Source organism: Paracoccus tibetensis (assembly GCF_900102505.1).
GTDB lineage: Bacteria > Pseudomonadota > Alphaproteobacteria > Rhodobacterales > Rhodobacteraceae > Paracoccus > Paracoccus tibetensis.
The window spans coordinates 320141-345272 of record NZ_FMVT01000002.1 but is presented as its reverse complement, the minus strand read 5'-3'; the positions used below and the strand labels follow the sequence as shown (position 1 = coordinate 345272).

General features: G+C 58.0%; 16 protein-coding genes and 3 pseudogenes. 15 read left to right on the top strand and 4 right to left on the bottom strand.

From position 1 onward, the window contains the following. Positions 1–585: 585 nt before the first annotated feature. Both BLP73_RS04365 and BLP73_RS04360 read right to left on the bottom strand, forming a co-directional pair. Positions 586–2580: a polysaccharide biosynthesis tyrosine autokinase gene (locus BLP73_RS04365; protein WP_090740665.1), complete on the bottom strand. Its 1995-nt coding sequence runs from the start codon at positions 2578–2580 to the stop codon at positions 586–588. 18 nt (positions 2581–2598) lie between these two features. Beyond that, positions 2599–3030 (bottom strand): arsenate reductase/protein-tyrosine-phosphatase family protein, encoded by a 432-nt coding sequence (locus BLP73_RS04360; protein WP_090740663.1) that lies wholly within the window; start codon positions 3028–3030, stop codon positions 2599–2601. 844 nt (positions 3031–3874) lie between these two features. Between BLP73_RS04360 and nusG the strand changes: the two genes are divergently transcribed. From nusG to BLP73_RS04340, 5 genes are all read left to right on the top strand, one after another. Then, positions 3875–4426 carry a transcription termination/antitermination protein NusG gene (gene nusG, locus BLP73_RS04355; protein WP_090740660.1) on the top strand — a complete coding sequence of 184 codons (552 nt, stop codon included), beginning with the start codon at positions 3875–3877 and terminating at the stop codon, positions 4424–4426. A 665-nt stretch (positions 4427–5091) separates the two neighbouring features. Continuing rightward, positions 5092–6231, top strand: coding sequence for an MraY family glycosyltransferase (locus BLP73_RS04350; protein WP_090740658.1), 1140 nt, complete (start codon positions 5092–5094; stop codon positions 6229–6231). Between the two features lie 532 nt (positions 6232–6763). Beyond that, positions 6764–7360, top strand: a complete 597-nt coding sequence (locus BLP73_RS04345) for an outer membrane beta-barrel protein (protein WP_175453233.1) — start codon at positions 6764–6766, stop codon at positions 7358–7360. A 493-nt stretch (positions 7361–7853) separates the two neighbouring features. Next, positions 7854–8039: a hypothetical protein gene (locus BLP73_RS18945; protein ID WP_175453232.1), complete on the top strand. Its 186-nt coding sequence runs from the start codon at positions 7854–7856 to the stop codon at positions 8037–8039. 346 nt (positions 8040–8385) lie between these two features. Further along, positions 8386–9348, top strand: coding sequence for a Hint domain-containing protein (locus BLP73_RS04340; RefSeq protein ID WP_090740654.1), 963 nt, complete (start codon positions 8386–8388; stop codon positions 9346–9348). A gap of 132 nt (positions 9349–9480) precedes the next feature. Here the strand turns inward: BLP73_RS04340 and BLP73_RS19880 are convergent. After that, a pseudogene (locus tag BLP73_RS19880) lies at positions 9481–10640 on the bottom strand (transposase). A gap of 335 nt (positions 10641–10975) precedes the next feature. On the opposite strand from BLP73_RS19880, the pseudogene folE2 reads away from it, so the two are divergent. The 4 genes and pseudogenes from folE2 to BLP73_RS04315 all read left to right on the top strand — a co-directional run. Beyond that, a pseudogene (gene folE2 / locus BLP73_RS04330) lies at positions 10976–11977 on the top strand (GTP cyclohydrolase FolE2); the annotation flags it as partial. A gap of 197 nt (positions 11978–12174) precedes the next feature. Next, positions 12175–12681 carry a putative pterin-binding protein gene (locus tag BLP73_RS04325; protein WP_139165888.1) on the top strand — a complete coding sequence of 169 codons (507 nt, stop codon included), beginning with the start codon at positions 12175–12177 and terminating at the stop codon, positions 12679–12681. A 159-nt stretch (positions 12682–12840) separates the two neighbouring features. Then, positions 12841–14655, top strand: coding sequence for a putative bifunctional diguanylate cyclase/phosphodiesterase (locus BLP73_RS04320; protein ID WP_175453231.1), 1815 nt, complete (start codon positions 12841–12843; stop codon positions 14653–14655). Next, on the top strand, positions 14652–15371 hold the full coding sequence (locus BLP73_RS04315) for an FkbM family methyltransferase (protein ID WP_090740648.1): 720 nt from the start codon (positions 14652–14654) through the stop codon (positions 15369–15371). Before BLP73_RS04320 ends, BLP73_RS04315 begins: the two co-directional genes overlap by 4 nt. Positions 15372–15375: 4 nt before the next feature. Here BLP73_RS04315 and BLP73_RS04310 read toward each other — a convergent pair whose 3' ends face one another. After that, on the bottom strand, positions 15376–16143 hold the full coding sequence (locus BLP73_RS04310; protein WP_090740646.1) for an SDR family oxidoreductase: 768 nt from the start codon (positions 16141–16143) through the stop codon (positions 15376–15378). Between the two features lie 221 nt (positions 16144–16364). Between BLP73_RS04310 and BLP73_RS19690 the strand changes: the two are divergent. The 6 genes and pseudogenes from BLP73_RS19690 to BLP73_RS04285 all read left to right on the top strand — a co-directional run. Continuing rightward, positions 16365–16962 (top strand): annotated as a pseudogene (locus BLP73_RS19690) (transposase); the annotation flags it as partial. Between the two features lie 369 nt (positions 16963–17331). After that, on the top strand, positions 17332–17976 hold the full coding sequence (locus BLP73_RS18940; RefSeq protein WP_139165887.1) for a hypothetical protein: 645 nt from the start codon (positions 17332–17334) through the stop codon (positions 17974–17976). A gap of 34 nt (positions 17977–18010) precedes the next feature. Next, positions 18011–20329, top strand: a complete 2319-nt coding sequence (bcsA, locus tag BLP73_RS04300; RefSeq protein ID WP_090740642.1) for a UDP-forming cellulose synthase catalytic subunit — start codon at positions 18011–18013, stop codon at positions 20327–20329. After that, positions 20326–22710 carry a cellulose biosynthesis cyclic di-GMP-binding regulatory protein BcsB gene (locus BLP73_RS04295; protein ID WP_090740640.1) on the top strand — a complete coding sequence of 795 codons (2385 nt, stop codon included), beginning with the start codon at positions 20326–20328 and terminating at the stop codon, positions 22708–22710. The genes bcsA and BLP73_RS04295 overlap by 4 nt, the downstream gene beginning before the upstream one ends. Continuing rightward, complete coding sequence (locus BLP73_RS04290) at positions 22707–23786, top strand: family 8 glycosyl hydrolase (protein WP_090740637.1); 1080 nt, start codon at positions 22707–22709, stop codon at positions 23784–23786. Before BLP73_RS04295 ends, BLP73_RS04290 begins: the two co-directional genes overlap by 4 nt. Beyond that, the gene (locus tag BLP73_RS04285; protein ID WP_090740635.1) at positions 23783–25129 is read left to right on the top strand and encodes a tetratricopeptide repeat protein; all 1347 of its coding nucleotides are present in this window, start codon (positions 23783–23785) and stop codon (positions 25127–25129) included. The genes BLP73_RS04290 and BLP73_RS04285 overlap by 4 nt, the downstream gene beginning before the upstream one ends. Positions 25130–25132: the final 3 nt, after the last annotated feature.

The following is a 25132-nucleotide window of genomic DNA, read 5'->3' as shown; positions in this document are numbered from 1 at the left end:
TCACGATCAGGCTCATCTTTGAAGAGGCGCTCCACCTGGCGGTGATCCCGCACGTCCCTGCCTGTAAGCAAGGTTAGTCATGCCACTACCATTCAGCAGCAGATTTGGCAGAAAGAGCGCGTTAGAAAGGTTGCGCAGTATGGATCCTTCTACCCCCAAACGCCCGATAACGCTTACGAGCGTCTGTGTGTCAGGTTGAGGCTGGTCCGAACCTCATCCCAGCAGCCGTTGCAGATTATCCGTCCACATAGCTGCCGCACCAGACGTGACTCGCGGGAGCGTCCGGATTGCGAGTACAGGAGGATGTGCCCGCCTGAGGCACGTTTCCTCAACCAGCCGGATATCGTCTTCGCAGGTTGAATTCAATGAATTTTGCTCATCCGCTGGAAGATGTCGGCCGACTTGAGCAAAATGCTCACGCGGCGGGCTGAGCCGCGCCAGCAACCCGCTTGACGCATCTGATCGGACAGGTGGGTGCACGGCCTCTGGCGAGAAAAGGAGTGATGTGAACGCCCCCTGCTCGCCGCAACCTTGCCCGGTCAAGACGGGCAGAGGGCCTCAGATGAAGATCGGAAGAGCGCCCCCTCAGCGGCGCCGCGCTCCGTAGCTATAGCGGTAGTTGTAGTTGTAGTTGTACCCGGCTTGCTGACGGCGTGGGTCGTAGGCGTTGAGGATGGAGCCGCTCATCCGGACGCCGGCCGCTTCCATGGCTTTCTGAAGCGCGGCCACTTCCCCGGTCGGCGTAACCCCGTAACGGACAACCGCAATCGTCGCGCCGGCTGATCGTGCGACAATGACAGGATCGGTCACCGCAAGAACGGGCGGGCAGTCGAGGATGCTGAGATCAAAGCGCTCGCTCAGCGCTTGTGTCAGCTCACCGAGAGTTTCACGCATCAGAAGTTCCGACGGATTTGGCGGAAACTTTCCGGTCGGCAGGAAGAAGAGGCCTGGTACCGGTCCCTCTTGAAGCGCGTCCTCCCACGAAACATTTCCGGCCAGCACATCTGCGAGGCCGAGGGCATCGCGCGGCACATCGAAATAGCGGCGAAGGTGCCCCCTCCGGAGATCCGCGTCAACAAGACAAACGGATTGGCCAGCCTGCGCCGTCACCACTGCCAGGTTCGCGGCAATGAAACTCTTCCCGGCATCAGGCGCGGAGCTCGTGATGGCGAGGGTGCGTGTTCGGGCATCCAGCATCCCGAAATGGAGGCCAGTGCGCAGCGAACGGATGCCTTCCACGGTCAGGTCAGTCGGATCAGTCAACGCGAGGATCGGTGTTCGGCTCTTTCTGCTCGACCGGGCTTCGGCCAGTGCCGTGTAGTTGATTGTGGCCAAGACAGGGAGACCGAGCTGCTCCAGATCCTGTGCGCCTTGAACGCCGCGGCGCATCCAGTTCCGGAGAAAGACCAGGCCCAGCCCCGCCAGCACGCCCAGGATGATGCTAAGCGCGAGGATACGGGAGCGGCGTGGTGCGATCGGCGTGCCGGCCACCTCTGCGGTGTCAAGAACGCGAACATTGCCGACGTTGCTGGCGCGTACCACCCGTAGCTCCTGCGCGCGCGCGAGGAGTTCTGTATATGAGCCTCGCGCTAGCTCCAGGTTACGGGTGCGGTTGAGCACTTCATTTGCCACCTCTGGGTGGACCGACTGCCGTTGCTGCTGGAAGTCGCTCAGGGCCCTCTCGGCCTCTGAAAGTGCTCGCTCTGCTTCGGGAAGCTGCGTTTCGATAAACTGTAGACTGCTCTCGGCCTCCGCTGCACTACGTGCTACATTCTGATTCACATAGGCTTGAAGAACCGCATCCAAGACACGTTGCGCTTGTGCGCGGTCATGCGACGTGTAGCGAACCTCCAAAACGTTCGACTGACGCCCTCGCTCGGCAACGGAGAGCGCGTCGCGCAGCTCACCAACCGCGGCGCGCTCGCTGATCTGCTCGATGACAAAGCGACGGCCGGGTGCGCCGGTCAGGCTTTCGAGGCGGAGTACGAAGTCAAGGCCGTCAAGAGCGAGCGTCTCTCCGATCCGTCCATCATACAGACTGCCGTCGGGGGTGACGATCCGGAATTGGTCATTGCCAGTGATGGTCAGATCTATGGGCTCGCCGACCCAGGTTGCAGGGACCTCCAGATGCTCGAGCCGGATGTCTTCCGTCGTTCGTGCGTAGCCGGAGAGCGCATCAAGTTCCGGCAGCGGCACGTCAAAGCGCGTCAGCAGGTGCCCGAAGACTGGCGCCCGAAGTGGCTCCGCCCGCCAGGTCAGGTTCAGATCTGCAACCGCTTGGCTGAGCACGGACCGCGAGCGTAGAATTTCGATTTCGGTGACGGAGAGGGGATCGTTCCCCACAAGCCCTTGCATCGCCTCCGGCAGTGCCAAACGCCCTGCGCGCTCTTCGAGCTGCAGCAATGCATCTGCCTGGTAAGTGGGGGGCGTCGCCATGACGTAAAGGATGCCGGTGCACAATCCTGCGATGGCTGCCATTGTGACCAGGAACTTCCCGGCCCAAACCGCGGCCATCAGCCGACCAAGATCAATCTCATCTTCGTCAACGACGGGAGTTAGGCGTGCTTTAGGGTGTTCCATTGTAACCGTATCCCACGTTCACAGGCGTGTCGCCCATTCTTTTGCATTGGCCGCGATCAGCCGACAGACGATTTTGTGTAGCTCCCGCGACTGCCGGTAAGGGTCGCCAATCCCTCTGCCTGTCGTCCAGCGATCAAAGAGCATAGTGCGCCCTAAGAGCTGCGGCGCGATATCGCCGATGCCTGCGCGATGGGCCGGCTCCATCACCAGGATGAGGTCCTGATCCGCACCCAGGCCAGCCTTGAACTGGCGCCCTCTATGGTGTTCCAGTGTCACGCCGAAGTCTCTTGCAGCCAGTTCAGCCACAACCGGATCCGCGGGATGTCCTTCAAGGGCGCCGAGGCCTGCCGAGGAGAAGATGAGATCGGGACGATGCATCCTGAGAAGGTGCTCGGCGAGCGGTGATCGACAGATATTCCCTACGCAGACAACCAAAACTTTCTTGATCACGTCTGCGCTTTCATCTGACAAAAGCGCATCGCGGCCGAGCAGGCCGCTGCAGGAAGATGCGAATGCGGCTCGGAGATCGTTAACACCGTGGCATCTCCGGCACGCGCATATCCGGCGCCGACCAAAGATCGTTCCGTGACTCCTAGGTGCATCGAGTCTCCACAAGCATATGCGACACCGTCGGTTAAACCGCCTTTGTTCGCCTGACTAGCATCAGCTTACAGTTGTGGAAAGGCATTGCTGACACACCTTTCTCTAAACTGGGCGCGCCGGCTTTGGTCCGAGCTACGCCAAACCATGGTGGCTTCGGAAAGAGGAGGGGAGCTTACCTCCGCTGACAGCACGGGATGACGCCGTTTGATCATGCCCCGCCTTGTTTGCAAGTCCATGGCCCGAACTGTCGTGGCTAATGATGGTTGGCGCCGGCCAGCTCAACAAGCTTCGCCCGAAGTAACAGAGCCGTCACCGCGTCCAACTCCGCAGGCTCTCGGCCGGCTCGCCCAAAGACATCCGCAGCGCCCCCCAACAGCGCCTTCTTCCACTTGTGGATCATCGTCACAGGACCTTGTATGCAACGGCCAGTTCACGATCACGCGAGAAACCGCCCAAAGATCTTCTGTGATCTTCTGAGGTCCGATCTCGTCGTCGGACATCAGCAGTGCCATCTTGTCGTTTCCGTTGCTCGCCGGTTCAGGGCAGCAGCTCACGCGACCGCAGCCCCGCTGATTGCAGATATTACAGCCTCGCCGCCAACCCAGCCTCGGTGGGGCAGGAGGGGATGGCGTGTTTGCAGCTTCAGGGCTAGGCTCTGTGCACGAAAACAGCGCGTCGATGGAAGCCGAGCATGGTGATCGTTACATCCACAACTGGGGCACGCTCGGATGATAATTGGTACCTTGTTCAGGTAAAGGCAAACAGCTTGAAGATTGCGGACCGCTCCTTGAGGCGGCAGGGCTTTCAGGTCTTTTGCCCCGTGGTCAATTCTGGTCGAGCCAAAGATGGCAGGTCCATGACTGCGGCAAAGCCACTCTTCCCGGGCTACTTGTTCGTAAAGGTCGATCCTTCAGGGGGGCCTTGGCGCGCCATCAACAACACACCCGGAGTATCCCGCCTCGTTGCTTTCGGAATAAACCATCCAAAACCTGTTCCGCCGCTCTTGATTGCTGAACTCGTCCTCAGGTGTTCCTCTTCCAGTAAGCAACCGCAAGCTGACCGGCTGCAGCCAGGCGATGTGATTCAGGTAAATGCAGGTCCATTCTCGAATTTAGTCTCGACGATCGACAGTGTGGAGCCAGATAAGCGGGTGATTATGCTGCTCGAGATTCTTGGACGGACGACACGCATCGGTATCTCCAGTTGTGACGTCGTAAAAATCAGAAGCGGCTGCGGAAATTGAACTGCGGCGAGATATTGTCTTTTGCTTGTTTTAGATCTGCTGCGCTCATCTACAACTTCAAGTAAGGCGCATATAGCCAGCGTAATTTCGGCTTTGTTCTGTTCGATGTACTTGCATTGTGTTCACGGATCATGTTCGCGGCTTGTAGTTGCGCCACACTTATCTGAAGTGCCTTGATGCCATTACGTAATAGTCACGAATGTTACGTCGAGCCGCCATGACACCTCGACGCAGCGTCGAGCGGCAGCATATGCTCCAAGCTCAGGCACAGAAGGATCTGAGGGCTCAGGTTTGCACAAGTATTGATCGGCATCTTTCAGACAAATAAAATTGGCTGTCGAGCACGGCTGCGCCTTTCAGCGAACTAGAGGGGTTGAGGCCAGCGGAAGGAAAGTTCCTCCTTTCTGTTGCCCGACATCTCGCATCGGCTGCTGCGGGTCGCGGAGTCGCCTGACTGCAAAATGACAATCGCATTGTTGCTTTCAGCGGCACCTCTGCGGCTGTGGCACCAGAGCACAGACCGAACTTTTACTGGTATCACCGGCACACAAAATCGTTGCTGAACATCAAGAGATGTGATCTAGGAATCTCACTCTGCTTTAGGTTGTTAATTGATTCGAGCTTGAGCTGCCTTGCAGCTTCAGCGGAATGTTTGAGGAAGCTAGATGCCGCAATCGATTGCCTTGTGGGATCTCGGACTGGCGTTCGGAGTCTCGTTCTTAATCTGCGGCTTCCTGATCCTCAGCCGATCTTGGCATTTGAAGTTGACCATGAGGCGAGATGACGGAAGAGCTGTTCAAGCCGCACACTCTCAGCCGACGCCGCGGGTGGGCGGCGTCGGTATCGTCGCGGCGTGTATCGTCTCGCTGATCGGGTTGGGCGTCGAGAGGACGGATGCCGTCACGCCACTGTTCGTCCTCAGCTTAATGCCTGTCTTCCTTGCGGGACTTCTTGAGGATCTTGGGTTCCGTGTTCGGCCAAGAGAGAGATTGTTTGCGGCTGCTCTCTCCAGTGCAGTGGCGGTGGCAGTGCTGCAGATGTGGGTCCCGCGGGCAGATGTGCCAGGCATTGACTGGCTGCTGAACTTCACTCCACTCGCAGTGACCTTTACGCTCTTCGCTACCTCAGGTATCTGCAACGCCTTCAACCTGATAGATGGCTTGAACGGCCTCGCGTCTGCCACTGCCATCATCGTGGCGTCCTGTCTGGCCGCGGTCGCGTTTCAAGCGGGCGATATTTCCCTGGCAGAGACTGCGATGGTTTTGAGCGCGGCCTTCGCAGGCTTTCTGGTGCTCAACTTCCCTTTGGGGAAGATATTCCTCGGAGATGCAGGCGCATATACAATCGGGCATCTGCTGTCCTGGCTGGCGGTCATCATCATGGTGCGCGTGCCAGACGTCACCCCATGGGCCATCATCCTGATCTTCTTCTGGCCTGTCGCTGACACGTTGCTTGCTATCTATCGGCGGCGGGTCGGAGGCCGACCTGCAGGAGCGCCCGACCGCCTTCACTTTCACCAACTCGTCATGCGCGGACTTGAAATCACTCTTCTTGGTCGACGGCGGCGCCAGCTTGCCAATCCTCTAGCCACACTGATCATACTACCATTGGCAATTATGCCGGCTCTCGCGGGGGTGGCATTGTGGGACAAGCCGTTTGCAGCATTCCTCGCACTTTCAGCGTCTGCGGCGGCATTCTCGCTAACCTATGCTCTCGCGCTCCGCGTCTCGTGTCGTCGAGGCCGCAACCTACTGGCAGCGTTTGGAAGCTATGAGCCGAGTTACTCATCAGGGCACAGGGCGTAGTTCAGCCGCGGCTGACGTGTAGCCCGATCAGCACTCTGTCGCGATGTTCATCTTGGTCATCAACGCCAAGATGAGCGCGCCAAACATGAAGCTCAAAAGCAGTTGGATTGTCAGCAGCGCCAAGATCATTTGCAGCCTCCTGCAGCGCAACGCTTGCACTACAGGGCGCGTTCCTTTCGCATTTCATGTGCATCTAAGAACGGAACGTGTCAGCTCGAACTCTGGCGGCTATCCTGTAAGGTTTTCGTTCGAACGGTGAACCGGGAGCTGACGCGAGAAAGGATGTCTGCTGCTGACTGTCCTTTGCCATGTCGAGTGGCTTCAGGTCGACTGCCCGACTACGACGACTTCTGCCCCGTTGCAACACTTCACCCCTGTGTGACCGGGATGGAGAGCTCTCTGAGGCGCGGATGCGTCGCTACGCATCATGGCCTAGAAATAATTGGCGCAGCGCTCGTTAATGGTTGATCAGTCAACGCATCTAGTCTTTAGGTTGATAAAGGACCAAGCGCTTCAATCAGAGGGTCGCATAATGAAATCAGCCATCGCCATTCTTACACTCGGAGCTCTAGCAGCGCCTGCTTACAGTGGCGGGTTCGTAGCAGCCACTGCTCCAGTGGAACAACACACGGTTAACGTTCCGACGCAGGAAGCGAACTGGACTGCGAATTATGTGGGCGCTATCCTCGGTTATGGGACCACAAACCGGCAAAGCGCTGCGGGAGAAGACAGCCGAGAGGGCTTCACCGGGTCGCTCCTGATCGGCCACATGCGGGACTTTGGACAATGGGTGGGCGCAGTAGAAGTGACAGCCGCTCCTGGGCAGAATGCTGAAGTCGGCGGACTAGAGTTGAAGTGGGCAGTGGCAGCACGCGTAAAAGGGGGATTCAAGTTCGGCGCTGATTCTCGGTGGCTCGGTTTTGCTACCATCGGCGCTGGTCGTGGAAAGGTTGAAAGCGTCGGCACTGGCGCAAGTCGGTACACGAACGGATATCTCTACGGAGCAGGGGTCGAGTACCTGCTGAACGATCGCTTCTCCGTTGGGGCAGAGCTGACGCGTCTGGAGAAGACCGGAGACGGAGATGCAGATGCCACGGGCGTAGGCTTGACGGCAGCTTATCGCTTCTGATCAGATGATCGGGCCTAGGCTTCTGCCAAGGACGTATGCAATTCCACAGGCAAGTGCTTTGCTGTCTGGAAGGGAGCACCGGCATCAAGTGAGAAACGGCGGGGATGATCGTGGCGTCTGCTGTCTGCGGCGCTGGGTGTTTTGATGCAGCAGGAGCTGAAAGCGCCGCACTGCCTGCGTGAGAGGCCGAAGAAGCGCCGATTGCTACTGCCGCCTGACATGGTGGTCCGTCGCCTGCCGTATCTAAATACGTCGCCGTTCGCATCTGCTGCTGCTACCCGTCAGGCTTCATGCCAGGTCAGTTCGATGTTCTTGGATCAGCCGTATAGGGACGTGGTGCTGGCATTATGTGCTGCATGAGCTGTGATTCGTCGACACGACGCCCTATCGACCCCTATCCTTCTGGATGGGCGTGTGGATCCCGCTTTACTGCTTCGAAAAACCCGGTATCTCATCTACAGGAAGACCTTCAACCGCCGAAATGAGAGCCAGCATGAGCAAGCGTCCAGTCATCGATCACAGCCGGCGGCCTGACACTGGTCCGAACATTGCTTCAGCTTTCTCAAAGTACGATGATCACAGTGGAGCTGGTAAATCCTTCTTCACGCCAAAGACCAAGTGGATGTTAGCTACTGCCGCAGCTACTATATTCATTGTGATCGCACTCCTGCTGATGTGAGGATAAGACATGGAGATTGTTCTGTAATCTCATATGCGTCGTCAATTGAGCGAAACTTGACGCATATAATGCCCTGGTGCTTCACGGCCACGTGCCGTGGTGATGCAGAGGCGTCGTTCTGCAGCATCGACGAATCTACTACCGTTTTTTCTAAATGGCTGACCCATTTTCTGCGCGGTCCAGCTGATCTGATGGGGTGATTCAGGTCGGCAGATGTGCAACGGCTGCCTTCAAATTCGAAATACTCTACCGAATACCCGTCGTTACTGTATAACTACCTTGGGTTGATTCTTGCGAGCGGCGCAGCCGAGCATGATAAGCAGCAGAGCTTGATAAAGGATAGGCAATGGTACAAATTCGAGCTTGGGGCGTAGCGCCGGAATTCGCTGCGGGCGAAACAGATCTAGGCACATTGATCGTTGAGATCACAGTTGCAGATGATAGCGATGGCACGATCGGTGCTGGCGATACTATTACCTTCAACGGAGCCCGCCAAACTGTCGCTGAGGCTTGGCTGGACGCGTTCTTCATCAACGGTGAGCGTGTCGAAGTAGCTGCTCTCCATATGGTCGATGGGTCCTCGTTTTCCATCCCGCTGGTCGCCGGCGTTCTCAGCCCAGCCTATCCGGCCATCTCAACGGGTGTCGAGCTCGGGCCCACCCTTCCGCCCATCCTATTCCCGACGTCTGACATCATCTGTTTCGCGCGAGGCACAAAAATCTTCGTCCAACGTGGTGATGTCCTTGTTGAATCTCTGCGGGTGGGAGATTTGGTCGCAACGAAAGACCGTGGGATGCAGCCGATTCGATGGATCGGCTCCACCAAGCTGGACGCGGCGGCGTTGGCTTCATCGCCTAACCTTCGGCCCATCCGAATTCGAGCGGGCGCTCTGGGCCGGAATGTCCCAGCCGATGATCTCACAGTATCGCCTCAGCACCGTATCCTCGTTCGTTCGATGATCGCTCAGAGGATGTTCAATACGAACGAGGTGTTGGTTGCTGCCAAACAGCTACTTGAAGTGGATGGGGTGGAAGTCGCCAATGAACTTCAAGAAGTTGAATACTTCCATCTGCTGTTTGATCAACATGAAGTCATCATCGCCAACGGTGCTGAAACGGAATCACTGTACACAGGACCGCAAGCATTGAAGTCCGTGGGTGCAGCAGCTCGGGAAGAAATCCTGAGTCTCTTTCCGGAACTGGAAACTCTGGAAACCGCAGCTCGTTCAGCGCGAGAGCTTGTTCCGGGGCGAAAGGCGCGCCAACTTGCAGTGCGTCATCGGCAAAATGGCCAGGCCTTGGTTTCATGATCTGAACGGTGATATTGTGGCCTCACTCGAAAGGATGCGGGGCCACCTTCACCAAGCATCTCATGTGTCGATCATGTCCCAGCTGATGGTGTGGATGACGATGGGCCTCGCGGTGAGTATGGGCGGAGCTGGTCAATCGCGCTGCGCGGCAGGCAGGCTGACAATCGAAGCGACGCAGATCACTGCAAGCGTTTCCAGCGTCATGCAGCGGTCGCGCTGGACGGCCCATTCCTCGGTCTGCTCCATCAGAACCGCCTCCCTAGTCTCCAGATCGAGCCTCGTCGGATAAGATCTCGGCGACCGCCGTGCGGCGCTTGATTTTGCCGTCCTGTCGATGAGCTCTGGCGAGCTTCTGCAGTTTGGGCCTTATCCGGTTTGCCACCATCCGCCACTGGATCCCGGCGCCGGTATGGTCTGGCTGCGCAAAAGCACTGACGATGACGGCCAAGACTACACTGCGACTATCCGTGCTGGCAGGAGCAAGCGGATTTCGCTGGAAATGAACCCTGCATCGCTGCCAAGCGGTGGACAATACCCGGCTCGTGGCCGGGTTGATGTCTTCATGTGCGTCGCAGTTCACCAGCGTAACGCCCTAAAGACCGCGGGAGATCGAGTAGAACGTCCAGACAGAGCGGCTCGGGCTTCGGAAGCTCTGATTACCATCCCCAGCTTGTCGCCTAAGCCGTCGGCGTTGACATCCATCGAGACCGTCACGGCTGCAGAGACAGTCCTGCCCATCTGGCGCACCTTGAGATGATTAGCGGCGATCCAGAGAGGTGCCGTCGCCGCGCGAACGATCCGCACCCGATGGCGAACGCCCATTGACCACCGAGTGGGCGCTTGAGAAAAAATGTCCAACCGGTCAACGATCTTCTCGCCCTTGACCTGGCTCTTTAAGATGCCGGTCCCGCTCAAGGCCTGCACGGGGTTATCGCTCGACGTTGTCGACACGCCACGAAAATAGGTGTGCTGGATCACCGAAGGCAGCGCCTTCTCGACCGATTGCCGCTGGTCAAGAAAGAGAGGAAGTAGAAGCCGGTTCTCAGGCGCGGTGTGCGCAGCTCAATGCTGCCCGCTCGAGGACTGCCGGTCCCGAGTGCGGTAGTCGTTCCGCTGCGCCAGCCGCTCGCCGAATTTCTTGCCATAGTCGGCGCCGGTTTTGGTCCTGACCTCCAGTTACATCAGCTGCTCGGCGGCAAGCGTCGACCGCATGGGTCGACCATCTCGCACGGCAGGTCGGCAGCACCGCTCCTCTCGACGAGCGCACGGAGGTCCATCATCGGGTTTGTCATCGGGACTATCTTTAGGTTCAAATTTGCCTCAGCAACCTTACCCTAACGAAGAACCCGACGCCCACCGCACCTGCACCACGCCCCGGAACGTTACCTCGCGCCATATCGATGTTGCGTTCGTGCCGCTGCCGGCAGTTGACGTCGAAAGACCGCCGGAGCTGGTGCGGCTGTTGACGAGGCAGAAGCGACTGTGGCAGAAAAGACAACCTTAAGCTGAATGGAATCTTGTCCGCATTCGTTATTGGAGAGTCAGTCCGGTTCGCTTATGAGGTTACTATAGACACTTTTCATGCGGATGGGCGATGAGCATGGGGCTAGAACTGTCACCACACAGAGAACAGGGTGAGACCACTGTCAACGTACCCGGCGCTGTAGCCACGCAGAAGCCCGAGCAACATCGGGACTATCCAATATTCTCAAGGAAGTACGACGCCAGTTTTGCTGCTGACGCCGCCTATCGAAGCGGTCTGCCAGACCTTCAGAACGGGCCCGCGAGCCTGATCGTCGGAGCTCAAGCTCCAATCCAACACGTCGGAATATCCAACTTTCGCTTGCCCATCCGTCATCTCCTTCGGAATGGCGGAGAGGTTGTGTTGGAGACTTCGATTACCGGCACAGTCAGTTTGTCGGCGGAAAAGAAGGGCATAAACATGAGCCGTATCATGCGCTCGTTTTATGTCCATGCAGAGAAAAGCACCTCTCTCGAGGTGATTGAACATGCGCTTCGTGATTACAAACAGGATCTTGAGAGCTTCGACGCACGGATCCAGATGCGCTTCTCATTTCCCTTGCAAACTCGTTCACTGCGATCAGGCCTGACCGGCTGGCAGTACTATGACGTGGCGTTGGAGCTCGTGGACCTCAGGGGGCAACGCAAGAAGATGGTACATCTCGACTACGTATACTCATCCACGTGTCCCTGTTCGCTGGAGCTCTCTGAGCACGCGAGGCAGACGCGCGGTCAGCTTGCCACTCCTCACTCGCAGCGCTCAACAGCTCGGTTGTCCATCTTGGCCGGCGAAGATCTATGGATCGAGGACTTCATAGACTTGGCACGGCTAGCGGTACCGACCGAAACACAGGTCATGGTAAAGCGCGAGGATGAGCAGGCGTTTGCAGAACTGAACGCTGCAAATCCATTGTTCGTTGAGGATGCCGCCCGGTCGTTCTGTGCTGCGCTTCAAAGCGATCACCGAATTCGCGATTTCCGCATCGTTGCAAGTCACCAGGAGTCGCTGCACTCACATGACGCTGTCTCGATTCTCACCCGCGGCGCTACGTTCGATCAGGCAAGCCTTGATCCGAAATTTTTCTCGACGCTAATCAAAGCAGCGTAAGTACACCATTGCAATCCAACTCCTATACGGCCGAGGGGCTATTTATTAAGCGTCACCGACAGTTGTTCGCCAGGTTTCCAAACGCCGGTCGATCGATCTGCAACTCTATGGATCGCGAGGCTGAAGCCACTGCAATACACCGGCGAGCTGGAATTCCTCTTACGCCTCACCCCAACACGATGATGGGAGAATAACTAGTGAACCCTTTAGCTCTGATCAAAGCCACGTCAATCGCACTCTGCCTTAGTGGAGCGGCCAAGGCGACGGAGCTTCCTCAGCCAACCGGGGAGATCATACTTACCATCTCCGGCGACATTGCACGTCGCAATTCTGGCGAAGCTGCGGTGTTCGATCGCATGATGTTGGAAAGCATGGGCTACGTTGATGTTGTCACCACAACGCCGTGGCATGATGGTGAGACAACATTTTCTGGCGTGCCTCTATTGCAGCTCCTAGAGTACGTGGGTGCTTCAGGAGAGACCATTATCGCCGTTGCGTTGAATGACTATGAAGTCGAGATTCCGGTTTCGGACGTCATCGAAACCGGAGTTATTGCGGCAACAAAAATGAACGGCAATGACATGTCGGTGAAGGAAAAGGGCCCTATATTCATCATCTACCCGTATGACAGCTCCGACGCATTGCAAAGTCAAACATACTACACAAGGTCAGCGTGGCAAGTTGCCGAATTGATAATTCGGTAGACGGCTTTGCGCCATCCTTTGTCCATCTTGGTCACGCTATTCGTAGTGGCGACTTTATTTCTTCTTGCCACAGTTAGCGAACGGCAGGCTGTGCTTCGACGCGTCGTACATCATGACGATGCTTGGGCGGTTAGCAAGACAGTTCAAGAAGTGCTGCGCTTGGAAAGCGAGCTTTTGGGACACTTGCTGCTTGAACGGCTCCACCAGGAATCAGATCTAGGTCTGAGGATCGACATCGTCACCAGCCGGCTCTCGTCCATCAGAGACGGAGCGGTGCATGACTTCTTCAATGATGCTCCTGAACGCTGGACTGTTGTTGATGAGCTGAATGCAGTCGTTGTCGATATCGAGCAGAATCTCACGGAAGGTTCTCGAGAAGGCTTGTTTGTGGATTTCGGTAGGCTCAACCGACTGGTCGGTCCTATAACACGGCTTTCGTCGCAAGCTGTCCAGTATAGCTGGAGGGAAGTCGAAGCTACCTTGGAAGAGCTGGAGTCACTCCACCAGATCTTCACTGTCGTCATCGTATCCCTCATTCTCGGTTGGTGTGGCTTACTATATATTCTTCTACGACGAAATATTCTTCTGGCGAACTCTCAGAGGCAGACGAAGCTTCTCAACGAGGATTTGGTGGCGACTGGTGTTACACTTCAACAGACAAACGAAGATTTGCAGTACGCTGCGAACCACGATCTTCTGACGGGGCTTCCCAATCGGGGCATGCTATGGCGGTGCCTCGAGGCCAAGCTTCGGGAAATGAGATCAGAGAAAGACGTGATTGGACTTCTTCTCATCGATCTGGACGATTTCAAGAGCGTGAACGATACCCTGGGACATGATACGGGAGATGCGTTGCTTAAACAGGTCAGCGACCGCCTTCGAAATCTGAAACCGCAGCCACACATGTTCTGCCGGCTGGGAGGGGACGAATTTGCAAGCGTATTGCTTGGTTCGACACCTGAGGATGCGGTGCAACATGGCGAACTGATTGCCGCCACCATCAGTGAGCCGTATCATATTCTCCGCCGACAGATCAGGATTGGGTGCTCTGTGGGTGTTGTGACTACCTCTGCAGATTTAGATGCGCTAGACCTTCAGACTCTATTCAAGCGTGCAGACATGGCTCTATATTGCGCCAAGGCATCTAGAGATGACCGGGTCTGTGTCTTCGAAGATGCAATGGAAGTAGATTTCAATGATCGCAAATCTCTTGAGCATGATCTACTTCACGCAATCAGAGAAGGAACAATAGATGTCCATTATCAGATGCAGTTTGATGTGCATTCACTTGAGCTTCGAGGGATGGAGGCGCTTGCACGGTGGAACCATCCCAAACATGGGTACATCCCTCCGATAAAGTTCATCACAATTGCTGAGGAGATTGGCGCTATTTTTGATCTAGGCGGCTTGATTCTGCGAAAAGCATGCGAACAAGCTGCGAAGTGGGATGTGCCTGCGAAGATTGCTGTTAACGTCTCACCCCTTCAGCTTCAGACACTCGAATTCTTAGATCTCGTAGTTGAGGTTTTGAGGGATACTGGATTGCCGGCGACGAGGCTGGAGATCGAGGTCACCGAGACGGCCTTGGCAGATGGTCAGGATGCACTCTTGCGGGTCTTAACGGAGCTAAGAAGCTTGGGAGTGTCCGTTGCCATCGACGATTTTGGAACGGGATACTCGTCCTTGGCTCGGCTTCGGACTGTCCCGTTCGATACCATCAAGCTGGATAGAAGCTTTCTGACCGACATCACTGTAGATCCCAAGGCTAGTGAATTTCTTAAAATCGTGAGCGATTTGGGGAGCCTGCTGCGCAAAGAGGTCATCATCGAGGGAATTGAAACCATTGAGGAGCATAACGTTGTCAGGGGATTACACTGTGATGTAGCACAAGGGTTTCTGTTTGCTCGACCGGTTCCGGAAAATCAGCTGAGCGGTCTTCGAATGTTTCCATCTCAACTTGTCAGGACGATATGAAACCCTCTCCCACGCCTTTCCAAAGCAATCGTCCGCTTGTCGTCCATGGCGTCAAGGTGCCAATCAAGGAAGAGGAGGTCTCGTCAGTGATCTGGCAGGCACTGCAGAGCGGCAATTTCGAAGCCAAAGAAGCAGTCATCGTCCGAGACCTTCTAGTACCAGGCGATAGAGTCTTAGAACTGGGGACGGGACTGGGGGTTATCACCTCTGTGATGGCTAACACTCCTGATGTGCTGATCTGGTCCTTCGATGCAAATCCAAACATTGTCGCCCTAGCCAGGCGAGTTCTTGAGGCGAACGACATCCGGAATGTCGAAGTTGATCAAGGCATCTTCACATCAGGTGACCCAGATACCGTGACCTTCTTCATTCGCAGAGACTTCTGGATGTCCTCGCTAATTGAGGAGCAGGGTCTTTATGAGAGCACGATAGAACTTGATACAGAGAACCTTGATTTCTTCGTGTCGACTCATGGGATAAACGTGTTGGTGATGGACATCGAGGGAGCCGAAAAGAGCCTGCTTGCAGGCGCCTCTTTGACTGGTGTCGATCGAATATTTCTCGAACTTCATGACCATCTATACGGACTCAGTGGTGTTCGCTCCATATTTAATGTCTTGAGCGAACTCGGTTTTTCTTACGAACCCCGCACGTCTGTCGGTCCGTGTGTCCTATTTCAACGAGACGATGGGTCTGTCCGGCCTTACAATGACTGACAGGTCATTCTACTCCAACAACATCTGGTGTTTCCCATGCCAAATGCTGTCCTCCGTCGGGACATATCAACTGGCCAGTAACTGCTCGGGCCTGCAGCAGGTAGTCGAGGGCGGCTGAAACGTCGTAAGTGTCAGCGCCCCGCTTCAATACTGTTGCTGACCTCTGCCGAAGAAAGTCTTCCTGTGTTTGGCGCGCCCCTTTTAGTGTTGGCCCAGGTCCGATCGCATTCACTCTGACTTGGGGCGCTAAGGCCTGAGCAGCGGTGCGAGTCAGGGTCCACAGCGCTGATTTTGCAAGCGTGTAGGTTGTGAAATGCGGTGTGAGCTTCAGTACCCGCTGATCAATCATGTTAACGATCAAACCTTGCGCCAGAGGTTCTCCGTCGTCAGCAGCTCCCGGAACCTGCGCCGCGAATCCCTGCATCAGGACAAACGGGGCCCAAAGGTTGGAGCGCATATGCCGCTCCCAACTCGTTCGCGTCGTGGTCATGAAACTATCTTCCTCGAAGATTGAGGCATTGTTAACTAACACCGAAAGTTTTCCGACAGCGCGGCAGGCTTCTCTGACAAGAGAGTTCGTGTCGGCTTCGTCAAGTAGATCGGCTTGTATCGCCTCTGCATGGCGTCCCAACTTCCGTATTTCCGAGACTGTTTGCAGTGCGCCTTCTTCCGAGGACGAATAGTGCACGGCGACATCGTATCCGCGCTCTGCCAAACGGAGTGCTAGAGCTCTGCCAATACGTTGTCCTGCGCCAGTCACAAGTGCCGCCATTGTCACTACTTCCTAAAGTTGAGAGCTCATTGATATTCAACTTCCGGTAATACACACGGTCCAGCGGTTCTGCGAGGACGAAGTGCTCGCCGGACGACCTATTGTCGTAGCAATGAAGTCTGCTGCAAGAACCCAGCGAGGTGCTCTGCCCCCTGAGAACCCGACCGCTGGAAATGGTATTGTCGACTACCTTTCCTTGGCTGGGAGAGGAGCTGAGAACAATGAAAGCTTTTAAGTTCATCAAGGCGAGAAGGCGTTCATCCTGAAGCAGGGTAAGGGATGCACGTCACTTGCAGAGATATGTCGGAGGGCCGGGATCAGCCAAGTGACCTACTTCAGATGGAAGAAGCACTATGGCGGTCTGCTTCCCGACAAGTTGCGTCGGCTGAAGGCGATCGACGACAAGAACAGCCGGCTGAAGAAAATCGACGCTGACCTGACCCTGGTGCGGGAGATGCTGCAGGACGTCACCCGCGGACAGCTCAGAAGCCTGCGCGCACTCGGAAACTGGTAGATGGGTTATTGGTGGACTGGGGCGTGTCGATGCGCCGGGCATGTGGGGCCCTGCGCATTGATTAGTCGATTTACCATGACAAATCGCGCCGGGCCGGCTGCGCTGGAGCTGAAGGCTCGAGAAGTCTGCAAGACGCGGGTGAGCTATAGATTCTGCTGGGAAGGGAAGGATGCCAAGTGAACATCAAGAAGACCCGGAGGATTTACAACGAGCTGGCTCCGCAGCTCGGGAACAGGCATCCAAAGCGGGCTGTCAAGGCGAAGCTGTGCGACGATCGCCGGGAGGCTGTCGGTCCGAACGATGTTTAGGCAATGGGTTTTGTTCACGATCAGCTAGTCTAACGCGACTTATCCAAGGTGCGACAGAGTGGCCAGATCAAGTCTCATGCCGTGACGGTCGCGGCTGGTATAAGGCCGTTGGCCGGCGCGAAAGGCCGGACATGCTGCTTTGGATGTTCAATCTTGCTGAACACAAGAAGCGGCGCGGCGTTTCACCATCCTCCGTTCGCAGCCTGATGACGGCGCACGGGTGTCGGCGGAATGATCCGATTACCACAGCCGCGCAACTCAAGCGAGAAGTCTTCGGCTAGATGTATGCAAAGACGCGAGCTAGCGCTATGATGAATCGGTCGACGCATGAGGTAACAGATGTCCGGACGAGCGGGATCAAGATCGATGTTCTGGAGAATCGGTCTTGTACTTTCGTGTGCTGCGGCGCTGGCCGCATGTGCAGTGACGCCGCAGTCCCTGCTAACAAGTTCGGCGGCGCTACGAGAGCAAACACCTTTTACGCCGATCTCAGTGTCGCAGAGCTGGATCAACGCTCCCGATATCGTAATGGTCATGCAGCGCGGTCTTCGCGGCGAGTCTGAGCAGCGCGTCGCAATGGCAAATCGAGCAGGCGGCACAGGCGAGAATGTGGTCATCATGCGCGCTCAAGCCCACCATGGACGTGCAGGCCGCTTTGATTACGACGAGTTCGTTCGGTGGGCCGGGGGCACTCCTGCGCCCTTTAGGGGCGTCACGTCAGGCGATCTTCTGTCCGCGGAGGACGAAGCAGGCATCTATTTCTGGGCGGAGGAGCGCGGCGGCGCAGATGTCGTCTGTGTGCTCGGGGTTCGTCGGCTGACCTCTGCGCAGCGGCTTTTGCCCGCTGGCGCTACCACCCTAGACATTTTGATGCGCAACTGTGTCCGTGGCGAATCTCAGGACGCGTTGGCTCCGCTTCTGGCCGGCAGCGTGAGTGCCTCACCCATGCCAGGGGTCTCTGCAGGCGCCTCGCGCAACATCTCCCCACTGGCGGCACCTGTTGTTCGCTGAACGTGGCCAGCCGTATCAAGAAGAGGCAACCAAGATGAGACAGGCGAACCCGTTGGCCCGGTGGTCCTTGGCGCTTTGGCTGGTGGCGCTGGCGCCTGTAATCGTGATGGCCTCGGTTCCAACCTCGAATGCGGCGCAGGCAATGCTGGGCGTCACGGCTGTTGCTATTGTGGCGCTGCTCAAGCCGTTCGCCGGCACGCTGATGCCGCGCATTGCGCTCATGGCGATCTCCAGCATTATCGTGCTTCGCTACTTTGTCTGGCGCATCACATCGACACTTCCGGACCCCGATCTTAGCCTTTCATACGTGCTAGCGGTGTTGCTGCTGCTGACAGAAACCTACTCCATCTTGGTCTTCTTCCTCAACGCCTTCATCACCGCCGACCCGGTTGAGCGCGACCTGCCGCCACAGGTCCGGGCCGAGGATCTGCCAACGGTGGACATCCTCGTTCCTTCGTACAACGAGCCGGTCGAGATGCTGTCGATCACCCTGTCGGCAGCGAAGAACATGATCTACCCCGCCCGGCTGAAGAAAGTCGTACTGTGCGACGATGGCGGTACTGACCAGCGCTGCAACGCCGCCGATCCTGCACTGGCCGATGCCGCGCGCGAGCGGCGTCGCCAGATGCAGGAGTTATGTCGAGAGCTTGGCGTGATCTACTCGACGCGCGCGCGCAACGAACATGCCAAGGCCGGCAACATGAGTGCGGCCCTTGCAAGGCTTGACGGGGAGTTAGTCGTAGTGTTCGACGCAGACCATGTCCCGTCGCGTGATTTCCTGGCGCGAACGGTCGGCTACTTTGCCCAAAACCCTAAGCTGTTCCTGGTCCAGACGCCTCACTTTTTCATTAACAGCGACCCAATCGAGCGGAACCTCGGCCTTGCATGTCCGCCCGAGAACGAGATGTTCTATGGCAAGATCCATCCGGGACTTGATCGATGGGGCGGCGCGTTCTTCTGTGGCTCAGCCGCAGTGCTGCGCCGCAAGGCGCTGGACAGCGTGGGCGGTTTTGCGGGCGAGACGATTACCGAGGACGCCGAGACTGCTTTGGAAATCCACTCCAAGGGGTGGAGCAGCATGTATCTCGATCGTGCAATGATCGCCGGACTACAGCCCGAAACCTTTGCCTCGTTCATTCAGCAGAGGGGGCGATGGGCCACTGGCATGATGCAAATGTTGATCCTGAAGAACCCTCTGCTGCGAAAGGGCCTCAACCCGCTTCAGCGGCTCTGCTACATCAACTCGATGTCGTTTTGGCTGTTTCCGCTGATCCGGCTGGCGTACTTGGTCGCGCCGCTGACCTACCTGTTCTTCGGGGTCGAAATCTTCGTGACCACCGCTAACGAGGCTGCGGCCTACGTGCTCAGCTACATGGCCATTGTGCTTCTAGTGCAGAATGCAGTCTTTGCGCGTCAGCGCTGGCCCCTCATCTCCGAGATCTACGAGATCGCGCAGGCGCCCTACTTGGCTGGCGCGATCTTTCGCACCGTACTGCGCCCGCGCGCTGCGAAATTTAATGTGACGGCAAAGGACGAGACTCTCGCCGAGGACTACATCTCACCCATCTACCGTCCGCTGCTGATATTGTTCGCGTTGACGGTGGCGGGCGTGGTCGCACTGATTTTCCGCTGGATTGCTTTTCCGGGCGACCGAAGCGTTTTGCTTGTCGTTGGCATCTGGGCGGTCCTCAACATGCTTCTCGTCAGCCTGTCGCTCAGAGCAGTTGCGGAGAAGCAGCAGCGCCGCGCTGCGCCCCGTGTGTCGATGCGCGAGCCGGCAAGTCTCTGCTGGTCGGCGATGGACGCGCCGCTGCCGGTAACTGTGGTCGATGCGTCAACCAGTGGCGCCGGAATCGAGCTGGCGGGAGGCAGCGCCCTGCGCCTTCCACCGCTGCGGAGTGAGGTAGTGCTGCGGCCATCATTCCCTCATGCACCCCATCTTGAACGCGACGTTCGCGCGCAACTGCTAAAGACTTCTTCGGCTGCCAGCGGCGCAACGGTACTGAATCTAAGATTTGTCGCCGATCAAGCAATTGACGTGCGAGAGGCGGTTGCTCACTTGATTTTCGGATCATCCGACCGTTGGTTGCAGCAGCGCCGAGCGACGCAGAGCGGAAAAGGCCTTGTTGCCGGCCTCTTATATGTGTTGGCACTGATCCTAAGGTCGATCCCGATGACGGTGCGCGACTTCAGTCGCGAACCGGCGCGGCGGAGGCGTTTGAGCCAGACCAAGCTGAGCAATGAGGCACCGGCCCATCTGGTTGCGTTTGGAGCGGATTTCGATGCCCCCGAGTATCGTGAGCCGCAGCGCGAATTGACGCCGGAGGAGCTTATTGGAGTTGCTCACGTATGACCCGGCAGCCTCACCACATCCGGCTTAATGCTTACGCCTGCCTTTTAGCCGGAGTCCTTGCGCTTGCAGTACCGGGCGTCGCGGAAGCGCAGGTCGATCTGCCCCCAACGATTACGCTCGAAACGGCACCGCCTACGACTGGCGCAGAGGCGCAGGTTGCGGTTCCGGCCGAACCTAGACCTGACGCACCACCCGTACCCGACGACAGCAGCCCAATAATTCAGCTGCGATTGCCATCAGAAACAGCCTCTGATGTTGCGGCTGAGGCCGCGGCCCCACTTGCGGTCGAGCGCGACCGAGCTACTACGCCTGCGTCCGGGCAGTATGACCGGCTTCTTCCTCTGACGGTTGACCCGAGGATCTCGCGGCAGGTCCGTATAGGCGACAGCCTGACGGCGCCCGGCATTCTGAGGCTAACAGGGGAGACAGCCGAGGCGCAGCTCTCGCTGACCCTGCCAGCGGACACTTCGCCTCCAGCTGAGTTGCAACTTTCGCTTCGCTCGGGCGTCGATGTCCTCATTGGCTCTGCCGCCCTGGCCGTTTCGATCAACGGCGGCGAGCCTGTTGAGCTGCCCCTACGCAGCATTGGCGACTTTGCGCAGGCAACGCTCCCTGCAGCCGGGCTGCGAGTAGGTTCGAACAGCATCTCGCTGACGGTGAAGCAGCCGCACCGCATCTCTTGTGGCCCGGATGCCAGCTTTCAGGTCTGGACCGAGGTCAACCTCGCAGAAAGTGGCGTCCAGCTTCCGCTGAACGCGCTTCGCGCGGATGTCGAGGGTTTCAGATTGGCGATGGAGGCGCAGCTGGCACATGGCGGCGCACTGGATCTGCTGGTCGACCAGGGTGTTGATCTGACACTCCTGCGACGCGCCTCATACGCATTGATGGCCGGCCTAGAACAGCGTGAGCGCCTACGCATTGTATCCTTCTACGACGATGCTCCGCCGCGGTTCGCTGCGGTGGCCTTGATCGCCGCAGACCGCAGCGCAGTCAGCTACCGCATCGGTGCAACCGGAGCAATCATTCTACAGATCGAGTACCGCGGGGACGAGCTGCCCGACATTGCTGGGGCGCTGCCTACAACCGAGCGGAAGGTCGAAGGTCCCCCTCGGGTGGTGCCGGGCCGGCCCGTCACTCTGGCCGAGTTGGGCAGCGCGGACATCATCGGCAAGACACATTACTTCCGCCGCGACATTGCCTTCGCCCTGCCTGACGACTGGCTGCTTCTGGCAAATCAGAAGGCGCGGCTGACGCTGCGATATGGCTATGCCCGCCAGCTGCCCGTGGGTGCGTTGCTGCTGGTGAAAGTTAACAATCAGACAGTGCGGCTGTTGCCACTGGACCGCGATGGAGGCCGGGTGCTTCCACCGCTGCCGGTAGGGTTCGATGCGAACCTCCTGCATCCTGGTCGCAACACCCTGAGCTTTGAGATGATGGTTCCAGGTGATCCACCTGATGAGGCGTGCCCGGTCCGGACTACTGATATGATGGTGGTGCTGGCTGAAAGCGCGCTCGACGTTCCGTCCTCACCCTCTATGACGCTTCCGGGCATTGCCGGCACAATCTCTGGGCTTCAGCCCGCCAATGTTATCGTTCCGTCGTCAGCCGCTGGTGACGCCGGGCTTCAGGCCATCTCGATCCGCTTGGCATCCGCTTTGAGCCTGCCATCGCAGCCGCGTGAGGCGGTCACCCTCACCATCGTTCGCCTCAGCGAAGTTGGTAGCGTTCCGCTGGACGTCGCTGGGGTGAGCCAAGGTCAGCTGCAGGCACTTCTATTCCCTCGTCAGCCCAGTGCTGCCGAGGCCACAGCAATCCCCGCGCCTGCCGCCTCGCCCTATGTTCTGGAAGCGCCTGCTGCTGCACGTGCTGCGACCGAGCCGGGCCTGCTGTCCCGGCTCTGGATCAGGACTACCGGCTGGCTGTTCTCGCATGAAGGTATCTGGCGAAACGTCGAAAGTTTTCGCGAGACAGCTTTCCAAGGCTCTGAGCTCAGCTTGAGCGACTGGATTGTTGACCGGCAAGGAGAGGCTCTGCTTTGGCGCCCGGATATTGAGGCACCAGACAGCCTCTGGTTGATCGTCGGTCCGCGAGTTCAAATCGACGAAGTTGCCGATCAACTTCAGGGACTAATTGCGTCCCGCTCAGCCGTCGGTGAAGCCGCTGTCCTCCTTACTGATGGCACTTGGGACATCTGGACGCCGATTCGCCCGCCGCTGCTTTCAGAACCCTTGGCAGCAGGCAACCTACGGACGGTCGTAGGGAATTATGCCTCCTGGTCTCCAATGCTTTTTACAATGTGTTTGCTTGCTTTGGCGCTGCTTTCGGCGCTTCCTGCGCTTTTCTATGTGCTCACATCCCGTGAGCCGAAAGGGCGATCATGAACCGCAGGGCCTGCCTCTCTCTCATCGCCGCGGCTTTGGCCGTACCTGCCGCTGCACAAGAGGATCTTGTAGTGCGCCAAGTGTCCGATCCGCTCCACCCGTTGCAACAGGCATGGCAGACGTGGAAGAGGATGTGCCTTATGTCGGACGGTCGCATCGTGGACGGGTTTCAGGAAGGTGCAAGCCACTCAGAGGGGCAGGGTTATGGTCTGGTTCTTGCGGCCATGTTTGCCGATCATTTCAGTTGCCGCACGATCATCGACTGGACCGAGCGGCATCTAGCCGTACGCGATGACGCCCTGCTGTCTTGGCGCTGGCGCCCGAACACGGTGCCGCAGATCGAAGACCCGAATAACGCGAGCGACGGCGACATCTTCTATGCTTGGGGGCTTCTCCTCGTGTCCAACCTAGTTGGCGACGAGAGCCTGCGCGTGCGCGCGACACGAATCGCGCGCGACCTCGACCGGCTGTGCCTTATCGACCTCCCTGACAGCAGCGGCGACGTCGTGCTGCTCCCAGCAGTGAACGGCTTTGTTCGAGAGGAAGGGATCTTAATTAATCCCTCCTATTATATGCCGCTCGCCATGACCCAGATCGCCGCCGCAACGGGCACACAGCGCTTGGCCCAAGCGGCTAGCAGCGGGATGGCCCTGATCGACCGCCTCGGTGAGATCGGGCCGGTGCCCGATTGGGTTTTGGTGGATGGTGATAGTCTGACAAAACCGCCCGATGGTTTTTCAAGCCAGTCGGGCTATGAGGCCGTGCGCGTGCCGCTCTTTGCACTTTGGTCTGGGCATGCTCGAAGCCCCGCCGTCCTTGCCCATGTCAAGGCCACTTCGACGTTCGGCTCAGAGGCAACGCCGACCCGCATCGACCCGCGCACCGGTGAAGTGTCCGAGCGCAGCGGCCATGCCGGTTACGCTGCCGTATCCCGCCTCGGCGAATGTGCTGCCGGCGGCGGCGTCGGCTCTTTGATGCCGCGTTTTAATAGCGATCAGCCCTACTACCCAGCGACGCTTCACCTGATGTCACTTCTCGTCCAGATCACGACCTATCCGAGGTGCGTTCCTTTATGACCCGCTTTGCACTAACTGCCTTCTTCCTCGTCTGTGCTGCTACGCAGGCGGTGGCTCAAACACCCGCAGCACCGGGCCCGGAAGAGCTGCTGGCCCTGACCTTCTACTACCAGCAGCAGGACGAGGCATCGGCTCGGTCGGAATTGCAGCGCTTGCAGATCCTTTATCCCGAATGGCAACCACCCGAGGATTTGGCGCGCCTGACGCAGGCGGAGCCGGGGCCTGAAATCGACACGATCTATCGGCAGATCGGGGCGGGCCAGTTAGCAGAAGCGCGATCGACCATCCTAGCAACGCAAGCCGCTTTTCCCGATTGGGTCCCGCCCCCCGAAATGACGAGCCTGCTGGACACCAGCGAGGGGCAGATCCTGCTTGACGATGCGCTCGCGGGCGGTGATCTGGCACAAGCCTTGACCTTGGCGGGGCAGCGGCCGGGGCTGTTACGGTGCGACCGCATCAACAACGCGTGGCGCATTGCCGAAGCGCAGGAGGCGGCGGGGCAGACGAGCGAGGCCTTAGGAACCTACCGCGCGGTGATCAGCGCGTGCGTGAACCCGCCCGACATCATTGCGACGCTCGAGAAATCCAGCGCGGTCGCGTCGACCGCAGAGCTGCAGAGCTTATTTTCGCAAGTGCTGGCTCGTTTTCCGGAGCTGGCCGAGAGCCTGTCGCCAGTCCAGGCGCGGCTGACGGGGCAAGGTGTCGCGACCGCTGCGTCGCCGCCGGCGTCTCCTGACAGAGCCGCGGCGGGATCACCCGCCAGTCCGTCGCCAGTACCTGCCAGCCGACCGTCAACCAGTCCACAGGCATCAGTCCCGGCGGAATCCAGCACTGTGCGGGCGCCCCAATCGGCGGCGCCGCGCACCTCGGGGGGATCTGGCACGGCAATCTACCAGCAGGCATGGCAGACCTACAATCTCGACCGCCCGATGGAAGCTATAGCGCAGTTTCAGACAGCGCTGCAGGGCCGGCTTGACGCGACGCAGCGACGCGACGCGCAGTATGGGATTGCATTGTCCTATTTGAAGATGGGGATGAGCGACAATGCGGCGAGTATGGCAGCCGCTACCGACCTGACGCGACAACAACGGGTCGATGTCGAGAGGCAGATTTTAGACCAGCGCGGGGTGGCCGCCTACAACCGCCGCGATTATCGCCGCGCCATCGAGTTCTTCGACGCCTTGCAGGCATTGACAGGCAGCTTGCGCCGGGATCTCGACACATTGCGTGCCTATTCCTATCTGAACAGCGGCCAACGCGACCGTGCAAGGCAGGAATTCACCCGGCTGCACAGGGAGCTTGCGACTGCCGAGACCCGGCGAGGGTTGGCAGCATTGGAATGACGT

What these genes read in the sequence shown, in the direction of transcription:
- BLP73_RS04290 (WP_090740637.1), top strand. Translation starts at nt 22,707, where the DNA reads ATGAACCGCAGGGCCTGCCTCTCTCTCATCGCCGCGGCTTTGGCCGTA.
- BLP73_RS04350 (WP_090740658.1), top strand. Translation starts at nt 5,092, where the DNA reads ATGCCGCAATCGATTGCCTTGTGGGATCTCGGACTGGCGTTCGGAGTC.
- BLP73_RS18940 (WP_139165887.1), top strand. Translation starts at nt 17,332, where the DNA reads ATGTTCTGGAGAATCGGTCTTGTACTTTCGTGTGCTGCGGCGCTGGCC.
- bcsA (WP_090740642.1), top strand. Translation starts at nt 18,011, where the DNA reads ATGAGACAGGCGAACCCGTTGGCCCGGTGGTCCTTGGCGCTTTGGCTG.
- BLP73_RS04365 (WP_090740665.1), bottom strand. Translation starts at nt 2,580, where the DNA reads ATGGAACACCCTAAAGCACGCCTAACTCCCGTCGTTGACGAAGATGAG.
- BLP73_RS04310 (WP_090740646.1), bottom strand. Translation starts at nt 16,143, where the DNA reads ATGGCGGCACTTGTGACTGGCGCAGGACAACGTATTGGCAGAGCTCTA.
- nusG (WP_090740660.1), top strand. Translation starts at nt 3,875, where the DNA reads ATGGTGATCGTTACATCCACAACTGGGGCACGCTCGGATGATAATTGG.
- BLP73_RS04340 (WP_090740654.1), top strand. Translation starts at nt 8,386, where the DNA reads ATGGTACAAATTCGAGCTTGGGGCGTAGCGCCGGAATTCGCTGCGGGC.
- BLP73_RS18945 (WP_175453232.1), top strand. Translation starts at nt 7,854, where the DNA reads ATGAGCAAGCGTCCAGTCATCGATCACAGCCGGCGGCCTGACACTGGT.
- BLP73_RS04345 (WP_175453233.1), top strand. Translation starts at nt 6,764, where the DNA reads ATGAAATCAGCCATCGCCATTCTTACACTCGGAGCTCTAGCAGCGCCT.
- BLP73_RS04315 (WP_090740648.1), top strand. Translation starts at nt 14,652, where the DNA reads ATGAAACCCTCTCCCACGCCTTTCCAAAGCAATCGTCCGCTTGTCGTC.
- BLP73_RS04285 (WP_090740635.1), top strand. Translation starts at nt 23,783, where the DNA reads ATGACCCGCTTTGCACTAACTGCCTTCTTCCTCGTCTGTGCTGCTACG.
- BLP73_RS04295 (WP_090740640.1), top strand. Translation starts at nt 20,326, where the DNA reads ATGACCCGGCAGCCTCACCACATCCGGCTTAATGCTTACGCCTGCCTT.